The organism is Archangium primigenium (assembly GCF_016904885.1).
GTDB lineage: Bacteria > Myxococcota > Myxococcia > Myxococcales > Myxococcaceae > Cystobacter > Cystobacter primigenius.
The window spans coordinates 6,373,852-6,392,354 of sequence record NZ_JADWYI010000001.1 but is presented as its reverse complement, the minus strand read 5'-3'; the positions used below and the strand labels follow the sequence as shown (position 1 = coordinate 6,392,354).

The window sequence follows — 18,503 nt, the reverse complement described above, 5'->3', positions numbered from 1 at the left end:
AGCACGATTGTATTTCCCCGTTCCCATTAAGCTGCATTTCAAGAATTCATTGATGGGTTTATCACGCGTCGGTACCTTGGGTTTCCCTCTCATCCAGGAGCACCCGCATGGCCTTGCGCAACTCCCTGTCCGTCGCCGCGTCATCGTTCATCTTCGGTTTGTCCTTCGTGGGCTGTGACGCGGGTCCCGAGGCCTGGGAGGACGGAGCGCCGACGGAGGGCGCGGGCGTCGAGCAACGGGAGCTGTGCTCGCGCCCGTCGGACTATCCGTGGGAGGAGCCGGACTTCGCCAACGTCAAGAAGGCGATCACGGTGGCGCGCGACCAGCTGTGCAAGCCGTACGTGCGGGGGAGCGCGGGCCCGGACGGGTTCGACGCCCCGGGTCTGGTCTATTACGCCTACAGCCAGGCGGGCTTCAATGTGCCGCGGGTGGACACCTGGGCCATCGACACCTGGGGCCGCAGGGTAAGCCCCCTGGAGAAGCGCCCGGGGGATCTCATCATCTACCGCGCCTGCGCCGCGGGGAACATCTCGCACGTGTCGCTCTACGTCGGGCGCAACAAGAGCACCGGCGCGGCGCAGGAGATCAAGGCCTTCCACGTGGAAGACGGCGTGGGCCTGTATGAGAACCCCTCGCTGTGCACCATCCCCTCCACCGCCGTCCGGGTGCAGGGCTGATCATTCCCAAGCCGTGCCCCCTTGCAGGTGGGACAGTGTCCTGCTGCTGGACGGCAAGGTCCCGGCGCGGTTCGCGGCGGACATGTCGGCCAGGGACACCTTCTCCAAGGGTCGAAGTCCCGCTGTGATGCGGTTCATACGGGGGGGGTAAGCCGTCTCACAAGCGTTACCCCTCACGAGTGGCACCGTGGTCTCACCGGGGGCGCCAGAGCGCGCTCCCAGGTGTACGACCCTGGGATCAGAACTCATGAGAACACCCGCCGTTGCCTCACGTCACTCCACGCTGTTCGCGACGATCTTGTGCTGGTCGCTCGTCGCGTGTTCCGAGTCGCGCAAGCCCACCGAGGAACTCCCTCCCGAGGCTCCACCGCCCACCGGGACCACCACGCCTCCCCCGAACACGCCTCCCTCGTCGGACACACGCGAGCGGACCTTCGAGTCCACCCCGTCACCCGCCGAGATGATGGAGCTGATCAGGGCCCATCTCCGCGATCCGGTGGATACGCCCGAGGAGGAGCAGGCGCTCGCCAACGTCGAGGAGGCCCTGAAGTCCTACCAGTATGTCCCCGCCCCGGAGATGGAGTCCTCCGGAATCGAGACGGAGGAGCCGATCAATGGCTCGTTCGCCACGGACCTCTCCGTGATGCGCGACCGTATCAGCCAGCACTTCGGTGACAAGGTCCAGGTGGGTTGTCTGGCACGGCCGTGTGTTTCCTATGGCGACTTCGATGGAGACTCCCGGGGCGACATGGCCGTGCAGGTCATGGACGTGGACGGCTATCGTCCCGGTATTGCCTTCGTACTGTCCAATGGGAACTACGCGCTGCTCGGGGCGGGTGCCTCCAGTGCGATCGGCGAGGATCTGATCTGGATGCGGAGTTGGCGGGTGGTGCCGGAGAGCGCGCCCGGAGGCAAGGCGGCGGCCCTCGCGCTGCTGGGCCGTCCGCAGGAGGCTCTCGTCCAGCTGGGGCGACCCCAGGGAGATGGCTCGCTGGAGATTGTGGCGAACTGGACCGTCAGCCCTCCGGCCCCGTCCCCCGAGGAGTAGTACCCCCGCTTCGCCCGCCTTGCCGGTGCGGTGTGTGCCGCCTGGCCCTGATCATCCGTGAGACTGCCCATGTTCGACTATCACCTTCGCAGCCGCTTCTTCGTGCTCCTGTCCTGCTACCTTGTCCTGCTGTTGCCCGCTGCGGCCTGGGCCTGGAAGCCAATCACCCATGTGTATCTCGCGGAAGAGGCGCGAGAGGATCTGATCAAACGAGCGGGCCTGCTCCAACTGAATGAGGTGGACTTCGCCGGAGCGAGCATCCTGCGGAGCCTGGGGACCTTCCAGGCCAGCCCCGGGAACTACGAGGCCCTGCGGGACCACCCCGCGGAGTACCGCGCCGGAGTGCTCGGGCCCGATGCATACCCGGACCTCATCTTCGGGCAGCAGACCATCCACCCCGACACGAATGATGAGAAGCTCAATGGGACCAGGGCCTGGCTCGAACTGCTGGCGTCCGAGGTCCAATCGCCCGCGGAGCGCTCCTTCTACCTGGGCTTCCTCGCGCACGCCGCCGGAGACATGTTCGGACACACCTTCGTCAACCATTACTCCGGAGGACCCTTCACCCTGTTGCCGCTGAACAATGCCACCCGGCATATCGCGGTCGAGGGGTACGTCGGCAATCATACGCCCCCGCTGCGAGGCCCAGGCTCGTATGTGATTGATACGGCACGGGTCAACGACTTCATCTACCGGACGATGATCGACGCGCGGAGGCCCCGCGACGGCCAGCTGAACAACAAGACCCTCCCGAAAGATCAGCGGCGCCAGATCCAGATTTGGCAGATGACGGCAAGCACCTATTACAAGAGCCTGCCTGGCATCTTCTCCCGCCTCCGGGCGGGGCTCGAGGACAAGGTGAGTGCCTATTATACCCACAAGCGCTGGTTGCAGGATCAGGTCGAAGATCGCAAAGCCCGTTGCATCTCGGCGCAGCTCATTGCCTGCATGGAGGTAGCGTACTACCGTACGGCACTCCTGAACCACCAGATCAGTGGGATCGGCATCGACTATATCGAGGCCTGGACCTTGGACATCGATCGGGGGCTGCGAGCTTGGCCCGCGACGAGCACAGAGGTGGCGCGAGTGCTCTTCATGAAGTCTGACCGCAGTATGGACCTGAGCGCCGCTCGCGAGGTGTTGCGAGGCTACCAGCGTCGATACCTCTGTTCGATGATTGGCTCGCCAGACATTGCCTGTACCCTCGGCTCGACGTTCACAAGTGTGATCGAGGAGATCACAGGCGCGCTTGGGCTGGATTTCATCAAGAAGCTCAAGGATGCGATCCTTGATCACCTCGTCAAATCCGCCACGGGGCACACGCCGGACGAGTGGAAGGAAGTGTTCAAGGCGACCGCGACGGATGTGGATCGCCAGCTGCCAGCCGCGCCCAGCACTAGCTCCCAGCTCAATGGACTGATGGGCCTGAAGGGTTCTCCGATGCTGTTCGACGTGGACCGCTTCGCACCGGCCTACAACACCCGAGCGGCCATCCAGTTCTCATTCCTGGACAACAAGACGTGGAAGCCCGTGTTGGGTGCGGTGGGTTGGGCTCATCCCGAGCCTGACATACAGCTGGCGCGCTATCTGCCGCAGGGCCAGTTCCTCCTGGGCTACATCGGCTCACTGGACGACTCCAACCAGTGGATCGTCTCGAGTCAGCAGCGAATGTTCCTCACGCGGGACTGTGGGCTCTTCTCCCGCTTCTTCATGCGCCAGAAGGGAGACCTCTGGGATGAACCCAAGCAAACCGCCATGGAGGCGGAGTGCGGCGAGGTGGCGAGACTCCGGGCCCAGGACGTCCAGAACGCGTGTGGCAACGTCGAGCTCGAGGTCACCCTGAGTCAGCCAGCGGGCGATCTGGGAGCTCTGGTGCGGCTGGACGGAGTGCCTGGCGTGGGTCACCCCAGGGCCACGAAGCCCTGGCATGTCTGGTTGCCCAAGGACGTGTCCCAGACGAAGCTCCGCTTCCCGCTGGAACCCGGAGCATCCCCTCAGCTCTCGGGCGTCCGTGCGCTTCAATCCATGCCGCTCGCGGTGGCCCAGACCGGCGCGTGCGAGGAGTGCTCGGGGGGGGCCTGTGGCCCGCCGCCCTGCGCGACGGGCTTCGCGCTGAACGCGGCCAACCAGTGTGTCCCGGTCAGCCCCCTTGAGTGTGGAGCGGACGAAGTGATGGTCGGAGTCTATGGGAAGAGCTTCGCCTGGGTGGATTCGCTGGGCATCCAGTGCGCGCGCAGGCAGGAGGACATGGCCGTGGGACCTGTGCGTGACGTGGGCCCGCTCGGGGGAACGGGCGGCGAGCCGTTCTCCTTGAGCTGCAATCCCGGAGAGGTGCTCTACCGGGTGAGTGCGAGCAATGGCTGGTCCACCTCCACGCCAAACGCCAGTTGGTGCAGCGCGACCGGCCTCTCGAAGCTCAGGATTTGGTGCAGAGAACCCGGCACGGGCGTGGTTCGAGAGCGAGGGCAACTGGAGGGAAAGGACGTTCAATGCGCTCAGCCACTCAGTCCCGAATTCGCTCTGCAGTGCGCCGCGGGCCAGTCGCTCCACGGGCTGATGGTGAGCAGCGTGAACACGGGAACGTACGTGGGGCACCTCCTCGATCGCACGTGCCGCTGAGCGGATAGGGAGAAGGACGAAGGGCCCGGAATCGCTCGATTCCGGGCCCTTTTCTCATCTGCGGGTCCGTTCCGAGGGGCGAGGGGGTCGGCGGGATTGAGCCGCGAACTGGCCATCCGGGTTCGGGTACAACTCGAGCCTGGAGGGGTGTTACCCCGCGAAGACGGAGCGGCGCTCCTTGAGCAGGGCCTGGAGCATGCCCTGGATGGACTCGCGGGTGCGCTCGGTGAGCCGCTGCACCTGGGACATGTCTTCGGCGGCCTCGGGGGGCAACTCGCCCATGCCGATGGGCTCGCCGAAGCGCAGCATCCAGCGCACGGGCAGGGGCGGCGACGTCACCGGCAGGTAGGGCAGGCCCAGGAAGCCCGCCGGGATGCGGCCCAGTAGCGGTGTCGTCTCCTCGGCGCCGACGATGGCCACCGGCACGATGGGCGCCCCCGTGCGCAGGGCGAGCTTCACGAAGCCGCCTCGGCCAAAGCGCTTGAGCTGGTAGCGCTGGGCGAAGGGCTTGCCCATGCCCTGGCTGCCCTCGGGGAAGACGATGACCGGGCGCAATTCGTCGAGCAGCCGCAGCGCGTTCTCCGGGCAGGCCCGCACCGCGCCCAGCCGGTTCATCAGCGTGCCCATCATGGGCGCGTGGAACACCTGGTCCTCGGCGAGCCAGCGCGCCTCCTGGAGGTCCGGCCGCTCGCGCGAGAGCGCCTGCTGGAGCATGGGCCCGTCGAAGGGCAGCGCCCCCGAGTGGTTGGCCACCAGCAGCACCGGGCCCGCGGGCACGTGGCTCGCGCCCTGGACCGACACCCGCCAGTAGCGCTCGTAGAGGAAGTCCAGCACCGGCCGCAGCACGTTGGCCAGCGTGGCGTCCTTGCCGTACTCGTCCACGGCGGTGCTGCCCGTGCCCAGGCCCAGGCTCGTGAGCGTCGCGCCCACCAAGCCTCGCGCCGAGCCCACCGTGCGGCTCAGCCGCTCGCTCGTGAAGGTCTGGAACGCCACGTCCCGCGCGAGCGACAGGAGGCCCGACATCTGGTCCCCCACGCGCGCGGGCTCGGCCCCGGGCGAGTCCGAGGTGAAGAAGATGTCCGAGGCGCTGTGCGTGGGCGTGGGCTCGGGCGGCGCCTCGAAGCCCGGCACGTCCACGCTCCCCGGGACGGCGATGGGCTCGCCCAACGTCTCCTCGAGCTCCCGCAGGGCCTCGTCCGCCACGCCGGCCTGGGTGGCCTCTTCCAGCAGGGAGGCCTGTTCCGCCACGGCCTCGGCGACCGCCACGGCCTCGGCGGCGGGGGACTCGACGACGGGGGCGGGGGCTTCTCCCGCCTGGGGCGCCGGGACGGGCGTGACGACGGGCTCGGCGGCCGGGGCGGGAATGCCCATCTCGGCGCTCGCGGCGAGCACCGCGGCGGGCGGCGGCGGCGTGGACTTCCGGTCGCGCGGGGGGGGCTTCGCGGACTTCGCGGCGGCCTTGGTCTTCGGCTCGGGCTTCGGGGGCGCGGCCCTGGCCTTCGGCTCGGGCTTCGGAGCGGCGGCCTTCGGGGGCGTCTTCTTCGCGGGGGGCTCGGACCGGGCCGGGGGTGGGGCGGCCTTCTTGCCGGCGTCCTTCTTCTTCACCGGGGCTTTCCCCGAGGCCTTGTCGGTCGCGGACTCCGGGGAGCGGGCGGCGGCGCCTCGCTGGAAGGGATCATTTCCGAGCACACCCTTGGCCATGATCAACTCCTCCGCATCGCCGCCACGGCATCCCGGGCGTGGAACATGGGAATGAAGCCGAGCTCTTCTTCCGCGCGCTCGCCGTTGGCCACCCAGCCGTAGTGCATGTAGTCGAGCAGGGCCACGGGGAAGCCCGGCCCTCCCAAGGTGATCATCGTCTGGAGCGCGGCCCGGAGCAGGGGGCCCGGCAGGGGCAGGGGCTGGCCGCCGGCCTGGCGGATGAGCGCGGAGAGGGGCAGCACGCCCCGGCCGACGATGTTGAACTCGCCCTCGGCGTTGGCGCTCAGGGCCTGGATGAGGGCGCGCGCGGCGTCCTCCTCGTGCAGGGCCTGCCAGAGCGGATCGTAGCCGAACAGGGTGGGCACCACGCCAAAGGCCAGCAGGCGCGTGGCGGGGTTGTCCATGCGCGGGCCGAACAGGGGCGCGAAGCGCAGGACGATGACGCGCGTCTCCGGGTGGCGCTCGCGAAAGGCGCGCACCTGCCGCTCCACCTCGACCTTGTCGGAGATGTAGCGGCTGCCGGGGCAGCCCGCGAGCGGCGTCTCCTCGGAGAGCAGGGCGGGGTGCTCGCCGCGCGCGCCATAGAGCGCGGTGAGCGAGGGCACGATGAGGCGGGGCACCCGGGCGCGGCCGACAGCGCTCAGCACGTGCATGGTGCCGATGACCTCCAGCTCGTGGGCGAGCGAGCCGTCGCGCACGGGGCCGTGGAGGAAGGCCAGGTGGTAGAAGACGTCCACGGGGTGCTCGGCGAGCGCCTCGCTCAGCTCGCCCTCGGCGTCGTGGCGCGTGAGGTCCACGCGGTGGAACTCCACCTTGTCGCCGGCGGGCTTGGCCACGTCCAGCACCAGGATGCTCTCCACGTCCGCGTCCTGCTCCAGCAGCGGCAGCAGCAGCTGGCCCAGCTCGCCGGCCGCCCCCGTCACCGCGACGCGCAGGCCGCCCTTGCTCGCTTGAGTGGCTTCCATAGGGGAGTGGGCGTGATAGCGCATCCGCCCGGCGCTTGTCAGCCGCGATGCGTCGGGTTTACTGGCCAACGTGCCGGGTCCCGCGCAGGATATGACCTCCCATGGCACGTATCGCCCGGCTCAGTGACGTCCTCATCAACAAGATCGCCGCGGGCGAGGTGGTGGAGCGCCCCGCCTCGGTCGTGAAGGAGTTGGTGGAGAACTCCATCGACGCGGGCTCGCGCACCATCCGGGTGTCCCTGGAGCGGGGGGGCCTCGGGCGCATCACCGTCTCGGATGACGGACAGGGGATGAACCCCGAGGACGCGCGGCTGTGCCTGGAGCGCCACGCCACGAGCAAGCTGCGCGAGCTGGACGACCTCTTCACCTTGAATACCAAGGGCTTCCGGGGCGAGGCGCTGCCGGCCATCGCCTCCGTGTCGCGCTTCACGCTCACCACGGCCGAGCGCGAGTCCTACGTGGGCACGCGCATCCTGGTGGAGGGGGGCGGCGAGCCGCTGGTGGAGGAGGCGCCGCCGCGGGTGGGCACGGTCATCCAGGTGGAGGACCTGTTCTACAACACCCCGGCGCGGCGCAAGTTCATGCGGCGCGAGTCCACGGAGCTGCAGCACGCCGAGGAGGCCGTCATCCGGCTGGCGCTCGCGCACCCGGACGTGGCGTTCTTCGTGGAGCACGGGGGCCAGGCGCTCTTCACCAGCCCCTCGGCGGGGGCGGACCCGCGCGAGCGCATCGCCGCGGCGCTGGGGCCCGGGGTGCACCCGCACCTGGTGGCGGTGGAGGAGCGGCGCCTGGGGGTGAACGTCACGGGCTACATCGCCTCGCCCGAGTACACGCTGCCCAACGCCCGGGGCATCTACACCTTCGTCAACCGCCGCTACATCCGCGACCGGGGGCTCAACAGCGCCATCCAGCGCGCCTTCCAGGAGTTCCTCGCCGCGGGGCGCCAGCCGGTGGTGGTGCTGTTCATCGACATGGACCCCCGGGCGGTGGACGTGAACGTGCATCCGCAGAAGCAGGAGGTGCGCTTCGCGGACGCCAAGGGGGTGGGGGACACGCTCAACGCGGCCATCTCCCGGGCGCTCCGGGCGGCGCCCTGGCTCGGGCCGCCGACGGCGGAGGGCGCGGCGGAGCAGCCCCGGCAGGCCGCGCACTACGCCATGGCGGTGGAGCGCTTCCTCACCCGGGCCCAGGACGCCGCCTGGGGCGCGCCGCTGCCCACGCTGCCCGGCACCCAGGACGCCGCGCTCCCGCCGCGCTCGACCGAGTCGCTCTTCGCCTCCCAGGATCCGGCGGTGGCCCTGCCCGGACGCGCGCCCGCCTTCGGCCAGGCCCAGCCCCAGCTCAACGAGGCCCCGCCCCCGGGCTACTTCGGCGCGCTCAAGCCCCTGGGGCTGCTCGGCGAGCGCTTCCACGTGTGCGAGGGCCCCGGCGGCACGCTGGTGGTGCTGGACGCGCACGCGGCGCTGGAGCGGGCGCGGCTCGTGGACTTCCTCAAGGCGCTCAAGCGCGAGGAGCCCCCCGTGCCCACGCTGTTTGGCGCCACCGTGGAGCTGACGGTGTCCCAGGCCCGCGCGCTGGTGGAGGGGCAGGAGGCGCTCGCCCGGCTCGGGCTGGAGGTGGAGCCCTTTGGGGGCACCACGCTCGCGCTCAAGGCCGTGCCCCCGGCCCTGGTGGGCGCGGAGGCCAAGGCGCTGCTCGAGGCCCTGGCGCGCGCGCTGCCGCCGCCGGGCTCGGCGCTGGATGCCGTGGCGCTCGCCGAGCCCCTGCGGGTGCTGGCCTGTCATGCCGCGCGCCACGCCGAGGGACAGCTGTCCGGGGGCAAGCTCCGGGCGCTCCTGGGGGAGCTGGACGCGGCGGACTTCCACGCGCCGTGCCTGCATGGGGTGGTGGTGGTGCTGGAGGTGCCGCTCCTGGAGCTGGAGCGGCGCGCGCTCCGGCCCGTGGGGACGCGGCTCTGACGGTCGGAAAGTTGACGCTCGGGATCCCGCTGCTACGGTGTGCCACGCCCCTGTAGCACCGGGGCGTGAGGAGACGCGGGATGCTCGGTGTCATCACCCTGAGGGACGTGCTGGATCACCTGGGCCTCATCCGTCGGGAGTTCGGCTCGCGGGGCGTGGTGTGGTGCCTGCTCGCCGCCCTGTCGCGCCGCCGCACCACGTTCCTCGAAGTCGCCTTGCGCCTGAAGGAATCCTGAACGATGTCGCGCCGTCTCGCCCTGTTGGCCCTCTTGCTGGCCGCTCCGGTGGCGTCCGCCCAGGAGGAGGATGACTCCGGCTCGGTCCCCCTGGAGGGCGTGGGGCGCATCTCCGTCCAGGCCGGCTGGCGGCTGACGTCCAACAACACCTTCTACAACAGCTTCTACGCGCTGCCCGCCTACGCCTGTGCCCAGAACTGCGCGCGCTCGTCCCCGGGCGGGCCCTTCTTCGCGGGCTCGTTCGGCTACGCCATCATGGAGTACCTGGAGCTGGGGATCGATCTGTTCGCCACCGGCGAGCGGCTCCAGCTGACCAACGCCCCGACGCTCACCAACTACACCTATGGCGCGCTCGTGGGCGTGCGCTTCCAGACCCTGCTGGACGTCCTCACCCCCCAGGGGGTGGTGCCCTTCATCGGCATCCAGAGCGGCCCCTCGCTCGTGTTCTCCCAGGCCGACGGCAAGGACGTGGGCCAGAAGGAGCTCATCCAGCAGCCCTGGGTGGGCACCGTGGGGGCGACCTTCCGCCTGACGCCCCGCTGGGGCTTCACCACGGAATACCGGCTGGCGTTCGCCCGGGGGCAGAGCCCCTACGCGGAGAAGAACAAGGGTCTGGCGTCCTACAACGCGGGGGGCAACTGGTTCGCCCTGGGGCTGACGTACTCGTTCCCGCCGGATCCCTCTCGGCCATTCCGTCCCTTGTAGTGTAAAGGCGCCCTCGACAGGCGCTCGTCCCCCTGGTCCCCGGGCTCCCCCGGAGGGGCGATGGAAATTCACCGGGGTGCACGGCCTGTTGGTCCGGCCGATGTCACACGACCGGGGGTCGTCAAGGCCGCCCGAGGGAGCCCTTAACGATGCGCGAAGAGGCCGAGAGCACCACCGGGCCCAACAGGAAGATGTCCATGGCTGCTGGCGACATGAAGTCCGATCACGACTCCAAGGAACTGAGTGAGATCCGCAAGGAGGTCATCGAGGCGCGCAACCTCGTGATCAAGACGGACAATCTGCTCAAGAACCTCCACGCGGAGGTGAAGGCGATTGGCAAGCGTCACGAGGATCTCCAGAAGCGGCAGTGGATCTCCTCGGGCGTGGCGTACGTGCTCTTCGCGGCGCTGTGCATCGGTGGGGCGGTGCTCGTGGGCTCCGCGCGCAGCTCCAACACGACGGCCGAGCGCGAGCGCCTGGAGAAGACCGTGGCGGAGCTGTCCGGCCAGCTGGAGAAGCAGCGCGCGGACCAGACCGCGGTGCAGACCTCCCAGCGCTCGGCCAACGAGGTCTACCGGCTCATGACGAACCTGCCCGGGGACGAGCGGCTCAAGGGCGTGGACGAGCTCGTCAAGCTGGACACCTCGCGCCTGACGCCCCTGGAGCGCGCGGCCCTCAACGACAAGGCGGCGGCGCTGCGCCGGGAGATCGGCGACTCGGCCTTCGAGCGCGGCAAGGCGGCCTTCCGGCGCAACGAGATGAAGACGACCATCGAGGAGATCTCGCGCTTCGTGGCGATGAACCCGCCCCCCGAGCAGTTGCTGGATGCCTCCTTCTTCCTGGGCGTGGCCTACAACAACGAGCGCAAGCACGAGCAGGCGGTGCCGCTGCTGGCGCGCTTCGTCGAGGGGGACCGCAAGTCCAAGACGCGCGACTACGCCATGCTGCTGCTCTCCCAGTCGTACCAGGAGACCAACCAGCTGGACAAGGCGCTGTCCACGGTGCAGGAGGCGCTCAACACCTACCCGAACAGCGAGTTCGCCCCGGCCATGCGCAGCCGCCAGTCGTCGGTGCGCCGGCAGCGCTCCGGGGCCACCGAGGCCGCCGCGGCCCCCGCCGCCCCCAAGCCCGCGCTGGTCCCGGTGCCGGTGCCCGCGCCCGCTCCGGCCCAGTGAATGTCCGCGAGGCCTCCTCCGGGAGGCCTCGCCCGGCGCGCGCCTGTTGCCAGGGGTCTCGGGGGTGACTAAGACACGGCCCGCGTGTCCGCTCCCGATCCCCGCTACCGTCCCTTCCGTATCGCTTCCTACGCGCTCTACATGACCGTCGTGGTCGCCTTCTGCATGGCGATCATCGTCGGCGTGACGCGCTCGGTGGTGGCGATGTCGCCGCCCCGGCAGCCCGTGGTGGAGCCCGTGCTCAGCTACCGCGAGTGCCTGGACGCGGCCAGCGCCCTGTGGACGGAGCTGGAGTCCGAGCGCGAGAAGCTGGTGCGGGCCTCCGAGCAGGCGCGCTCGGTGGACAAGCGCTGGATGGACTTCCGCACCCAGTGGCTGTCGCGGCTGCGCGAGCGCGAGGCGCACTGCGCGCTCGAGTCGCGCGCCAACGTGAGCCTCCAGCAGGTGTTCCGCCGCCTGGAGGACGTGCTCAACCTCTACACCATCCACGCCGTGCAGTACGCGGGGGAGATGGGCGGCTCGGTGGACGCGCTCCAGGGCGCCTTCTCCGCCGCGCGCAAGAACCCCGCCGCGGGCACGCTGCCCTGAGCCTCTAGCGCCGGGGCGAGCGCAGCCGCGCGTGCAGCGTGTCCGTCATCAGGAACCAGAACTGCACGTTGCCAAAGCTCAGGATGTCCCCGTCCTTGAGCACCGCCTCACGCGTGGCCAGCGAGTGGGCGTTGAGGAAGGTGCCGTTGGTGGAGCCCAGGTCGCGCACCGTGCAGCGCGCGGGCGTGTCGCTCCAGCGCAGCACCGCGTGGCGCTTGGACACCGACGCGTCGTCGATGAACACGTCGCAGTCGGGCAGCCGACCCACCCCCAGCTCCTCCGCGCGCGCCAGGGGCGGCAGCGTGGTGACGAGCAGGTCCTCGAACTCGAAGAGCAGCGTCAGCATGCCCTTCTCGATGGCGTCCGCGGAGGCCACGCGCGTGGGCTCGAGCACCGCGGACGCGGGCCGACCCGGCGGGCGCTGCACGAGCACGAAGGGGCCGAGTTGACGCCGAAACGCCCCGGGGGTCAGTGACGCGCCAAGCGCGCGCAGTTCCTGGATGGACAGCACGGCGCGTCAGCATGACAGAGATGTGCCGGAGGCTGGGCGGCTTTCGTTGACCGGGCACAAGCTCCTTCCTACAGTTGCCCTTTCGGCCCGGGTCGCCGGCCCCAAAGGAGGAGGGGCGGGCCTGGCGCCTGGACGTTCACCTCTTTGCGAGAGCAGTAAAGGAGTTGTGATGAGCGGCAGCGGGAACATTCCGATGACGCCCTCGGGGTTGCGGAAGCTCAAGGACGAGCTCAAGCACCTCCAGTCCGTGGAGCGCGGCAAGATCTCCCGGGAGATCGAGGTGGCGCGGGCCCACGGCGATCTGCGCGAGAACGCCGAGTACCACGCGGCCAAGGAGAAGCAGTCCCACATCGAGGGACGCATCCTGAACCTCAACGACTGGATCGCCCGCGCCGAGGTGATCGACACGGCCAAGCTGGGCGGTGACAAGGTCGTCTTCGGGGCCACGGTGGAGCTGCTGGACCTGGAGACCGACAAGACGGTCACCTACCGGCTGGTGGGCGAGCTGGAGGCCGATCTCAAGAAGCGGTGGATCGCCGTGACGTCGCCGGTGGCCAGCGCCCTCATCGGCAAGAAGAAGGGCGACACCGTGACGGTGCGCAGCCCGGGCGGCGAGCGCGAGTACGACGTGCAGGACATCCGCTTCGAGGACCCCGACGAGGGCGCGTCCGAGGGCTGAGACCCCGGACGACGAGCCGTCGAGCAGGGGAGCGCGCTCACGCCCGCTCCCCTGTGTCGTTTGAGTGGGCGGCAGGGGAGCGGCTCTTTAGGATGAACGCCTGGACCCGACCGTGAACCATCCGCTCGCCAGTCTCGTGGGACCCCTGCGCTACGCCTGCCGGGGCGACTTCGCCCACCTCTCCACCGTGAAGGATCTGCGCGGCCTGTTGGAGCGCACCCTGGCCGGTGCGACCGGGGTGAACGCGGAGGCGCTCAAGCACCTGCGCGCGGCGCTGCCGCATGTGGACGATGCCACCGTGGAGCGGCGCAAGGCGGCGCTCCGAGGCGTGGTGGCCGGCCTGCGGCTGAGTGGGGTGCCCCTGCCCGAGGAGCTCGCCCAGGTGGCCTCCACGGCGCCGTCGCCCACGTCCCGCCCGGCCCCGGCCCCCGCGGCATCCCCCCCGCTCGTGCCCGCGTGGCGCTCCTCCGAGCCCCTGCGGCCCGCCGCGCCGCGCCCCGCGCCCGCCCCGACGGCCCCCGCCGCGCCCCGTGCCGCGCCCGTCCGGGCGGCCCCGCCACGTCCGGCGCCCCCGGCTCCGGCGCCCCCGGGCGAGGACGCCGCTCCCGCCCGGCGCAAGAAGAAGCGCGTGGTCAAGGGCCAGGAGGAGTCGCGCGCCGAGGCGAAGCTCCTGTCCATCGCGCCGCGCTCGGGCCCGCTGTCCATTCCCCTCAAGACGATGGGCAAGCGGCTCGGGCCCCGGCTGCTCGCGGCGCTCAACAAGAAGGGCCTGCGGCGCGTGGGGGACATCCTCTTCCTGCTGCCGCGCTGCTACGAGGACCGACGCCGGCTGCACACCATCTCCGAGCTGGTGCCGGGCGAGCGGGGCGTCACGGTGGGCGAGGTGAAGGTGGCCGACTTCGTGCCCGGCCGCACCGGCAAGCGCATGTTCCGCGCCGTGGTGGCCGACCGCTCCGGGAGCATCGCCGCCACGTACTTCAACGCCGGCCCCTGGCTCAAGGCGCGCTTCCCCGTGGGCAAGAAGCTGGTGCTGTCCGGCGAGGTGCGCGCGTCCCTGTCCGGCCGGGAGATGTCCCACCCGGAGATCGAGTCCGCGGACGACATCGAGGGCGCCTCGGTGCACTTCAACCGCATCGTCCCGGTGTACCCGGGCTTCGAGCGGGGCGATCAGCGCTCGTTCCGCGAGCTGGCCTCGGTGGTGAGCGAGTCCTACGCGGACCACCTGGAGGAGCCGCTGCCCGAGTCCCTGCGCACGCGGCTCCAGTTGATGACGCTGCCCGCGGCCCTGCGCGCCATCCACTTCCCCGCGGGCGACGCCGAGCCGGAGCTGCTCGACAAGCACCTGAGCCCCGCGCACCGGCGGCTCGCCTTCGACGAGCTGTTCTTCCTGCAGCTCGGCATGGGGCTCAAGCGCCAGGACGTCAAGCGCGAGCAGGGCATCCGCTTCGACGTGTCGGCGCCGCGCCAGGACAAGGCCCGGGCCGCGCTGCCCTTCGAGCTCACGGGCGCGCAGAAGCGCGTCATCGGGGAGATTGCCCAGGACATGGGCCATGACGAGCCGATGAACCGGCTGGTGCAGGGCGACGTGGGCTCGGGCAAGACGGCGGTGGCCGCGGTGGCCGCGCTCCTGGCGCTGCAGGACGGCTACCAGGTGGCCGTCATGGCCCCCACGGAGATCCTCGCCGAGCAGCACGAGCGCACCTTCCGCAAGCTGCTCGAGCCCCTGGGCTACAAGGTCGGCCTGGTGAGCGCCTCGGGCCCCGCCAAGAAGAAGCGCGAGGTGCGCGACGCCGTGGGCCGGGGGGACATCCACCTGGCCGTGGGCACGCACGCGCTCATCCAGGAGGGCGTGGCCTTCCACAAGCTCGGCTTCGTGGTGATCGACGAGCAGCACCGCTTCGGCGTGCTGCAACGGCACACGCTCATGAGCAAGGGCGTGTCCCCGGACGTGCTGGTGATGACGGCCACGCCCATTCCCCGCACCCTGGCCATGACGCTCTACGGGGACCTGGACGTGTCCATCATCGACGAGCTGCCCCCGGGGCGCACGCCCATCAAGACGCGCGTCTTCAACGACAAGCAGCGCGCGCGCGTCTACGAGGCCATCGCCGGCGAGGTGGCCAAGGGCCATCAGGCCTACGTGGTGTACCCGCTCGTGGAGGAGTCGGAGAAGCTGGACCTGGAGGACGCCACGCGCGGGGTGGACAAGCTGCGCGAGGTGTTCCCCGGCGTCGCGGTGGGCCTGCTGCACGGCCGGATGAAGGCCGAGGAGAAGGACGCGGTGATGGGGGAGTTCCGCGCCGGCCGTGTCCAGATCCTCGTGTGCACCACGGTGGTGGAGGTGGGCGTGGACGTGCCCAACGCCTCGGTGATGGCCATCGAGTCCGCCGAGCGCTTCGGCCTGTCGCAGCTGCACCAGCTGCGCGGCCGTGTGGGCCGGGGCGCGGCGGTGAGCTACTGCTACCTCGTGGCCAACCTGGCGCGCTCCTCCATGGAGTCCTCGGAGCGGCTGGGGGTGATGGAGCACAGCAGCGACGGCTTCGTCATCGCGGAGAAGGACCTGGAGATCCGCGGCCCCGGTGAGTTCCTCGGCACGCGCCAGAGCGGCCTGCCGGAACTGGCCGTGGCCAACCTCGCGCGGGACGGCGACCTCATCTCCCTGGCCCAGCAGGAGGCCCGGCGCATCCTCGCCGCGGATCCCCGCCTGGAGGCCACCGCGCACCAGGGCCTGGTCAAGGCGCTCGAGGAGCGCTGGGAAGGCCGGCTCGCCCTGGCGCGCGTGGGCTGAGTCTCCCGCTTCGCCCCCCCAAACGCACGACGGCGGCCTCCCCCGAGGGGAAGGCCGCCGTCGCTACCACCCGGTGCGTCCGCCTACTGGGTGATGATCGTGCCCACCGCCACGTCAATGGGCGCCAGCGAGCCCGTCGCGGGCAGGGCGTGCGCCTTGAGGACGGTCAGGGGGATGCGCGTGCCCGCGGGGATGGACGCATCGACCTTCACGTCCACCGCCACGGAGAGGAGCGCGCCGGAGTACGGCGTCGCCGGGACGCTCGTGCCCTTCTGGAACACGCCCACGTCCAGCCGGCCACCCTGGGCGGCGCCCTTGATCAGCCGCGGCGCGGCGCCCAGCTCGAACAGGCGGTTGGTGACCCACTCCATGTCGGAGCCGGACACCTTGGCCCACGTCGCCTGCGCCGGGTTGAGCGTCAGCGTCAGGTCCACGCCCCGGCCGGACTGGCCGGTGGGGCCCACCAGATCCAGCACCAGGTGGGTGCCCGAGGAGGCCGACGTGTTCTTCACCAGCCGCCAGCCCGTGCCGGTGGGGTTGGTGTAGTCGCCGCCGCTCGCCACGGGGACCGTGACGGTGGCGGTGGCCGTCTTGCTCGGGACGGCGGCGCTGGCGGCCACCACGGTGAAGGTGCCCGGACGGGTGGGGGCCGTGTAGATGCCCGAGGAGGTGATGGTGCCGTTGCCGTCACCGCCCTCCACGCTCCAGAGCACCGCCTGGTTGGAGGTGCCCGTCACGCTCGCCGTGAAGGTGGTGGTGGCGCCCTGGGCGAGCGTCACCCAGGTGGGGGTGATGGCCACGCTCACCGCCTGCACCGTCACCTGCCCGGTGGCCTTCTTGTCGGGGTTGGCCACGCTGGTGGCCACCACCGTGTACGTGCCCGCCTGGGCCGGCGCCGTGTAGACGCCCGAGGCGGAGATGGTGCCGTTGCTGGCGCCGCCCTCGACACTCCAGGTCACCGCGGTGCTCGCGGTGGTGCCCGTCACGGTGGCGTAGAAGGCCGCCGTGCCCGACTCGGAGATGGTCTGCGAGGCCGGGGTGAGCGTCACCTGCACCGGACGCACGGTGAGCGTGGCGCTGCCCTTCTGCGCCGGGTAGGCCACGCTGGTGGCGGTGATGGTGACCGTGCCCTCCTGGGCCGGAGCGGTGTAGATGCCCGAGGCGGTGATGGTGCCGCCGCCCGTCACGCTCCACGTCACGCTGGTGTTGGACGTGCCGGTGACGTTGGCGGAGAACTCCACCACCGCGCCCTGGTCCACCGTGGCGCCGTTGGGCGTCACGGTGACGCCCGGGGCCTCGACCCGCACCTGGGCGGTGGCCGAGGCGCCCGGGTTGGACACGCTGGTGGCCACCACGGTGTAGAGGCCGGGCTGCGCGGGCGCGGTGTACACGCCCTCGGCGCTGATGCTGCCCGCCGTGGCGCCCTCGCGCACCGACCAGGTGACCGACGTGTCGCTGGCCCCCGTCACCTGCGCGCTGAAGGTGGCGCTGCCGCCGGTGGCGATCGTGGCCGAGCCCGGGGTGATGCTCACCGACACCGCCGTGGTGGACGTCACCGTGACGGTGGCCTGGGCCTTCTTGTCGGGGTGGGACGCGAGGGCGCCCACCACCGTGTAGGTGCCCGCGCGGGCGGGCGCCGTGTAGACACCCGCGGAGGTGATGGTGCCGTTGTCGTCACCGCCCACCACGCTCCAGAGCGCCGCCGTGTTGGAGGAGCCCGTCACCGTCAGGCGGAAGGTGGCGGTGGTGCCCGGGGTGAGCGTCACCGACTCGGGGCTGATGGTCACCGACACCGCGCCCACGGTCACCTGGGCGGTGGCCTTCTTGGCGGGGTTGGCCACGCTGGTGGCCACCACCGTGTACGTGCCCGCCTTGGCGGGCGCCGTGTACAGGCCGGAGGCGGAGATGGTGCCGTTGGCCGAGCCGCCCTCGACGCTCCAGGTCACCGCGGTGCTCGCGGTGGTGCCCGTCACGGTGGCGTAGAAGGCCGCCGTGCCCGACTCGGCGATGGTCTGCGAGGGCGGGGTGATGCTCACCTGCACCGGGCGCACGGTGAGCGTGGCGCTGCCCTTCTTCGTCGGATCCGCCACGCTGGTGGCGATGACGGTGATGGTGCCCTCCTGGGCGGGGGCGGTGTAGATGCCCGAGGCGGTGATGGTGCCGCCGCCCGTCACGCTCCACGTCACGCTGGTGTTGGACACGCCGGTGACGGTGGAGGCGAACTGCACCACCGCGCCCTGGTCCACCGTGGAGCCGTTGGGCGTCACGGTGATGCCCGGCGCCTCGACCCGCACCTGCGTGGACGCCGAGCGGCTGGGATCCGCCACGCTCGTGGCCACCACGGTGTAGGTGCCCGCCTGGTCCGGCGCGGTGTACACGCCCGCGGCGGTGATGCTGCCCCCGGTGGCGCCTTCCTTGACCGACCAGGTGACCGACGTGTCGCTCGCGCCCGTCACCTCCGCGCTGAAGGCGAGGCTGCCCGCGGTGGAGACCGAGGGCGAGGTGGGGGTGAGGGTGATGACCACGGCCGCGGTGACGGTGACCGCGGCGGTGTCCTTCTTGGTGGCGTCCAGCGCGTTGGTGGCCACCACCGTGTACGAGCCCGCCTGCGGGGGCGCCGTGTAGACGCCCGCGCTGGTGATGGTGCCCGAGCCTTCACCCTCCACACTCCAGAGGATCTTCGGCTCCTGGGTGCCTTCCACGGACGCGGTGAGGGTGGCGGAGTCGCCGGCCTTCACGGTGATGGACTTGGGCGAGACCGTCACCGGACCCGACCCAGGCGTGGGCTCGTTGCCGCACGCGGCGAGCACGCCGAGCAGCAGGGGAGCAATGAGCTTGGTCAACGTTTTCATG

General features: G+C 70.6%; 14 protein-coding genes. 10 read left to right on the top strand and 4 right to left on the bottom strand.

The window, feature by feature from the left end:
- Positions 1–107: 107 nt before the first annotated feature.
- From I3V78_RS25980 to I3V78_RS25970, 3 genes are all read left to right on the top strand, one after another.
- Positions 108–677 carry a C40 family peptidase gene (locus tag I3V78_RS25980; protein WP_204491131.1) on the top strand — a complete coding sequence of 190 codons (570 nt, stop codon included), beginning with the start codon at positions 108–110 and terminating at the stop codon, positions 675–677.
- Positions 678–924: 247 nt separating this feature from the next.
- Complete coding sequence (locus I3V78_RS25975; RefSeq protein ID WP_204491130.1) at positions 925–1,725, top strand: hypothetical protein; 801 nt, start codon at positions 925–927, stop codon at positions 1,723–1,725.
- Positions 1,726–1,794: 69 nt separating this feature from the next.
- Entirely contained in the window at positions 1,795–4,344 is a 2,550-nt protein-coding gene (locus I3V78_RS25970) for a zinc dependent phospholipase C family protein (RefSeq protein WP_204491129.1), read from the top strand.
- A 150-nt stretch (positions 4,345–4,494) separates the two neighbouring features.
- On the opposite strand, the gene I3V78_RS25965 is transcribed toward I3V78_RS25970, so the two are convergent.
- Together I3V78_RS25965 and I3V78_RS25960 are read right to left on the bottom strand one after the other, a co-directional pair.
- Positions 4,495–6,045, bottom strand: a complete 1,551-nt coding sequence (locus I3V78_RS25965; RefSeq protein ID WP_204491128.1) for a 1-acyl-sn-glycerol-3-phosphate acyltransferase — start codon at positions 6,043–6,045, stop codon at positions 4,495–4,497.
- A gap of 2 nt (positions 6,046–6,047) precedes the next feature.
- Positions 6,048–7,010, bottom strand: coding sequence for an NAD-dependent epimerase/dehydratase family protein (locus tag I3V78_RS25960; protein ID WP_204491127.1), 963 nt, complete (start codon positions 7,008–7,010; stop codon positions 6,048–6,050).
- A gap of 101 nt (positions 7,011–7,111) precedes the next feature.
- On the opposite strand from I3V78_RS25960, the gene mutL reads away from it, so the two are divergent.
- From mutL to I3V78_RS25935, 5 genes are all read left to right on the top strand, one after another.
- Positions 7,112–8,968 (top strand): DNA mismatch repair endonuclease MutL, encoded by a 1,857-nt coding sequence (gene mutL, locus I3V78_RS25955; RefSeq protein ID WP_204491126.1) that lies wholly within the window; start codon positions 7,112–7,114, stop codon positions 8,966–8,968.
- Between the two features lie 80 nt (positions 8,969–9,048).
- Positions 9,049–9,204, top strand: coding sequence for a hypothetical protein (locus I3V78_RS25950; protein ID WP_204491125.1), 156 nt, complete (start codon positions 9,049–9,051; stop codon positions 9,202–9,204).
- A gap of 3 nt (positions 9,205–9,207) precedes the next feature.
- A complete protein-coding gene (locus I3V78_RS25945) occupies positions 9,208–9,909 on the top strand; it encodes a hypothetical protein (RefSeq protein WP_204491124.1) in 702 nt (233 codons plus the stop codon).
- Between the two features lie 197 nt (positions 9,910–10,106).
- On the top strand, positions 10,107–11,084 hold the full coding sequence (locus tag I3V78_RS25940; RefSeq protein WP_239576608.1) for a tetratricopeptide repeat protein: 978 nt from the start codon (positions 10,107–10,109) through the stop codon (positions 11,082–11,084).
- A gap of 84 nt (positions 11,085–11,168) precedes the next feature.
- Positions 11,169–11,672: a hypothetical protein gene (locus tag I3V78_RS25935; protein ID WP_204491122.1), complete on the top strand. Its 504-nt coding sequence runs from the start codon at positions 11,169–11,171 to the stop codon at positions 11,670–11,672.
- Between the two features lie 4 nt (positions 11,673–11,676).
- On the opposite strand, the gene I3V78_RS25930 is transcribed toward I3V78_RS25935, so the two are convergent.
- Positions 11,677–12,183 carry an FHA domain-containing protein gene (locus I3V78_RS25930; protein ID WP_204491121.1) on the bottom strand — a complete coding sequence of 169 codons (507 nt, stop codon included), beginning with the start codon at positions 12,181–12,183 and terminating at the stop codon, positions 11,677–11,679.
- A 169-nt stretch (positions 12,184–12,352) separates the two neighbouring features.
- Between I3V78_RS25930 and greA the strand changes: the two genes are divergently transcribed.
- Both greA and recG read left to right on the top strand, forming a co-directional pair.
- Positions 12,353–12,862 (top strand): transcription elongation factor GreA, encoded by a 510-nt coding sequence (gene greA / locus I3V78_RS25925; RefSeq protein ID WP_204491120.1) that lies wholly within the window; start codon positions 12,353–12,355, stop codon positions 12,860–12,862.
- Positions 12,863–12,974: 112 nt separating this feature from the next.
- Positions 12,975–15,650 carry an ATP-dependent DNA helicase RecG gene (gene recG / locus I3V78_RS25920; RefSeq protein WP_204491119.1) on the top strand — a complete coding sequence of 892 codons (2,676 nt, stop codon included), beginning with the start codon at positions 12,975–12,977 and terminating at the stop codon, positions 15,648–15,650.
- 83 nt (positions 15,651–15,733) lie between these two features.
- Here the strand turns inward: recG and I3V78_RS25915 are convergent, their stop codons facing one another.
- Complete coding sequence (locus I3V78_RS25915) at positions 15,734–18,502, bottom strand: beta strand repeat-containing protein (RefSeq protein ID WP_204491118.1); 2,769 nt, start codon at positions 18,500–18,502, stop codon at positions 15,734–15,736.
- Position 18,503 lies beyond the last annotated feature (1 nt).

Excerpts from the sequence above, each read along its gene's own strand:
- I3V78_RS25980 (WP_204491131.1), top strand. The coding sequence starts at position 108 with ATGGCCTTGCGCAACTCCCTGTCCGTCGCCGCGTCATCGTTCATCTTC.
- I3V78_RS25975 (WP_204491130.1), top strand. The coding sequence starts at position 925 with ATGAGAACACCCGCCGTTGCCTCACGTCACTCCACGCTGTTCGCGACG.
- I3V78_RS25970 (WP_204491129.1), top strand. The coding sequence starts at position 1,795 with ATGTTCGACTATCACCTTCGCAGCCGCTTCTTCGTGCTCCTGTCCTGC.
- I3V78_RS25965 (WP_204491128.1), bottom strand. The coding sequence starts at position 6,045 with ATGGCCAAGGGTGTGCTCGGAAATGATCCCTTCCAGCGAGGCGCCGCC.
- I3V78_RS25960 (WP_204491127.1), bottom strand. The coding sequence starts at position 7,010 with ATGGAAGCCACTCAAGCGAGCAAGGGCGGCCTGCGCGTCGCGGTGACG.
- mutL (WP_204491126.1), top strand. The coding sequence starts at position 7,112 with ATGGCACGTATCGCCCGGCTCAGTGACGTCCTCATCAACAAGATCGCC.
- I3V78_RS25950 (WP_204491125.1), top strand. The coding sequence starts at position 9,049 with ATGCTCGGTGTCATCACCCTGAGGGACGTGCTGGATCACCTGGGCCTC.
- I3V78_RS25945 (WP_204491124.1), top strand. The coding sequence starts at position 9,208 with ATGTCGCGCCGTCTCGCCCTGTTGGCCCTCTTGCTGGCCGCTCCGGTG.
- I3V78_RS25940 (WP_239576608.1), top strand. The coding sequence starts at position 10,107 with ATGGCTGCTGGCGACATGAAGTCCGATCACGACTCCAAGGAACTGAGT.
- greA (WP_204491120.1), top strand. The coding sequence starts at position 12,353 with ATGAGCGGCAGCGGGAACATTCCGATGACGCCCTCGGGGTTGCGGAAG.
- I3V78_RS25915 (WP_204491118.1), bottom strand. The coding sequence starts at position 18,502 with ATGAAAACGTTGACCAAGCTCATTGCTCCCCTGCTGCTCGGCGTGCTC.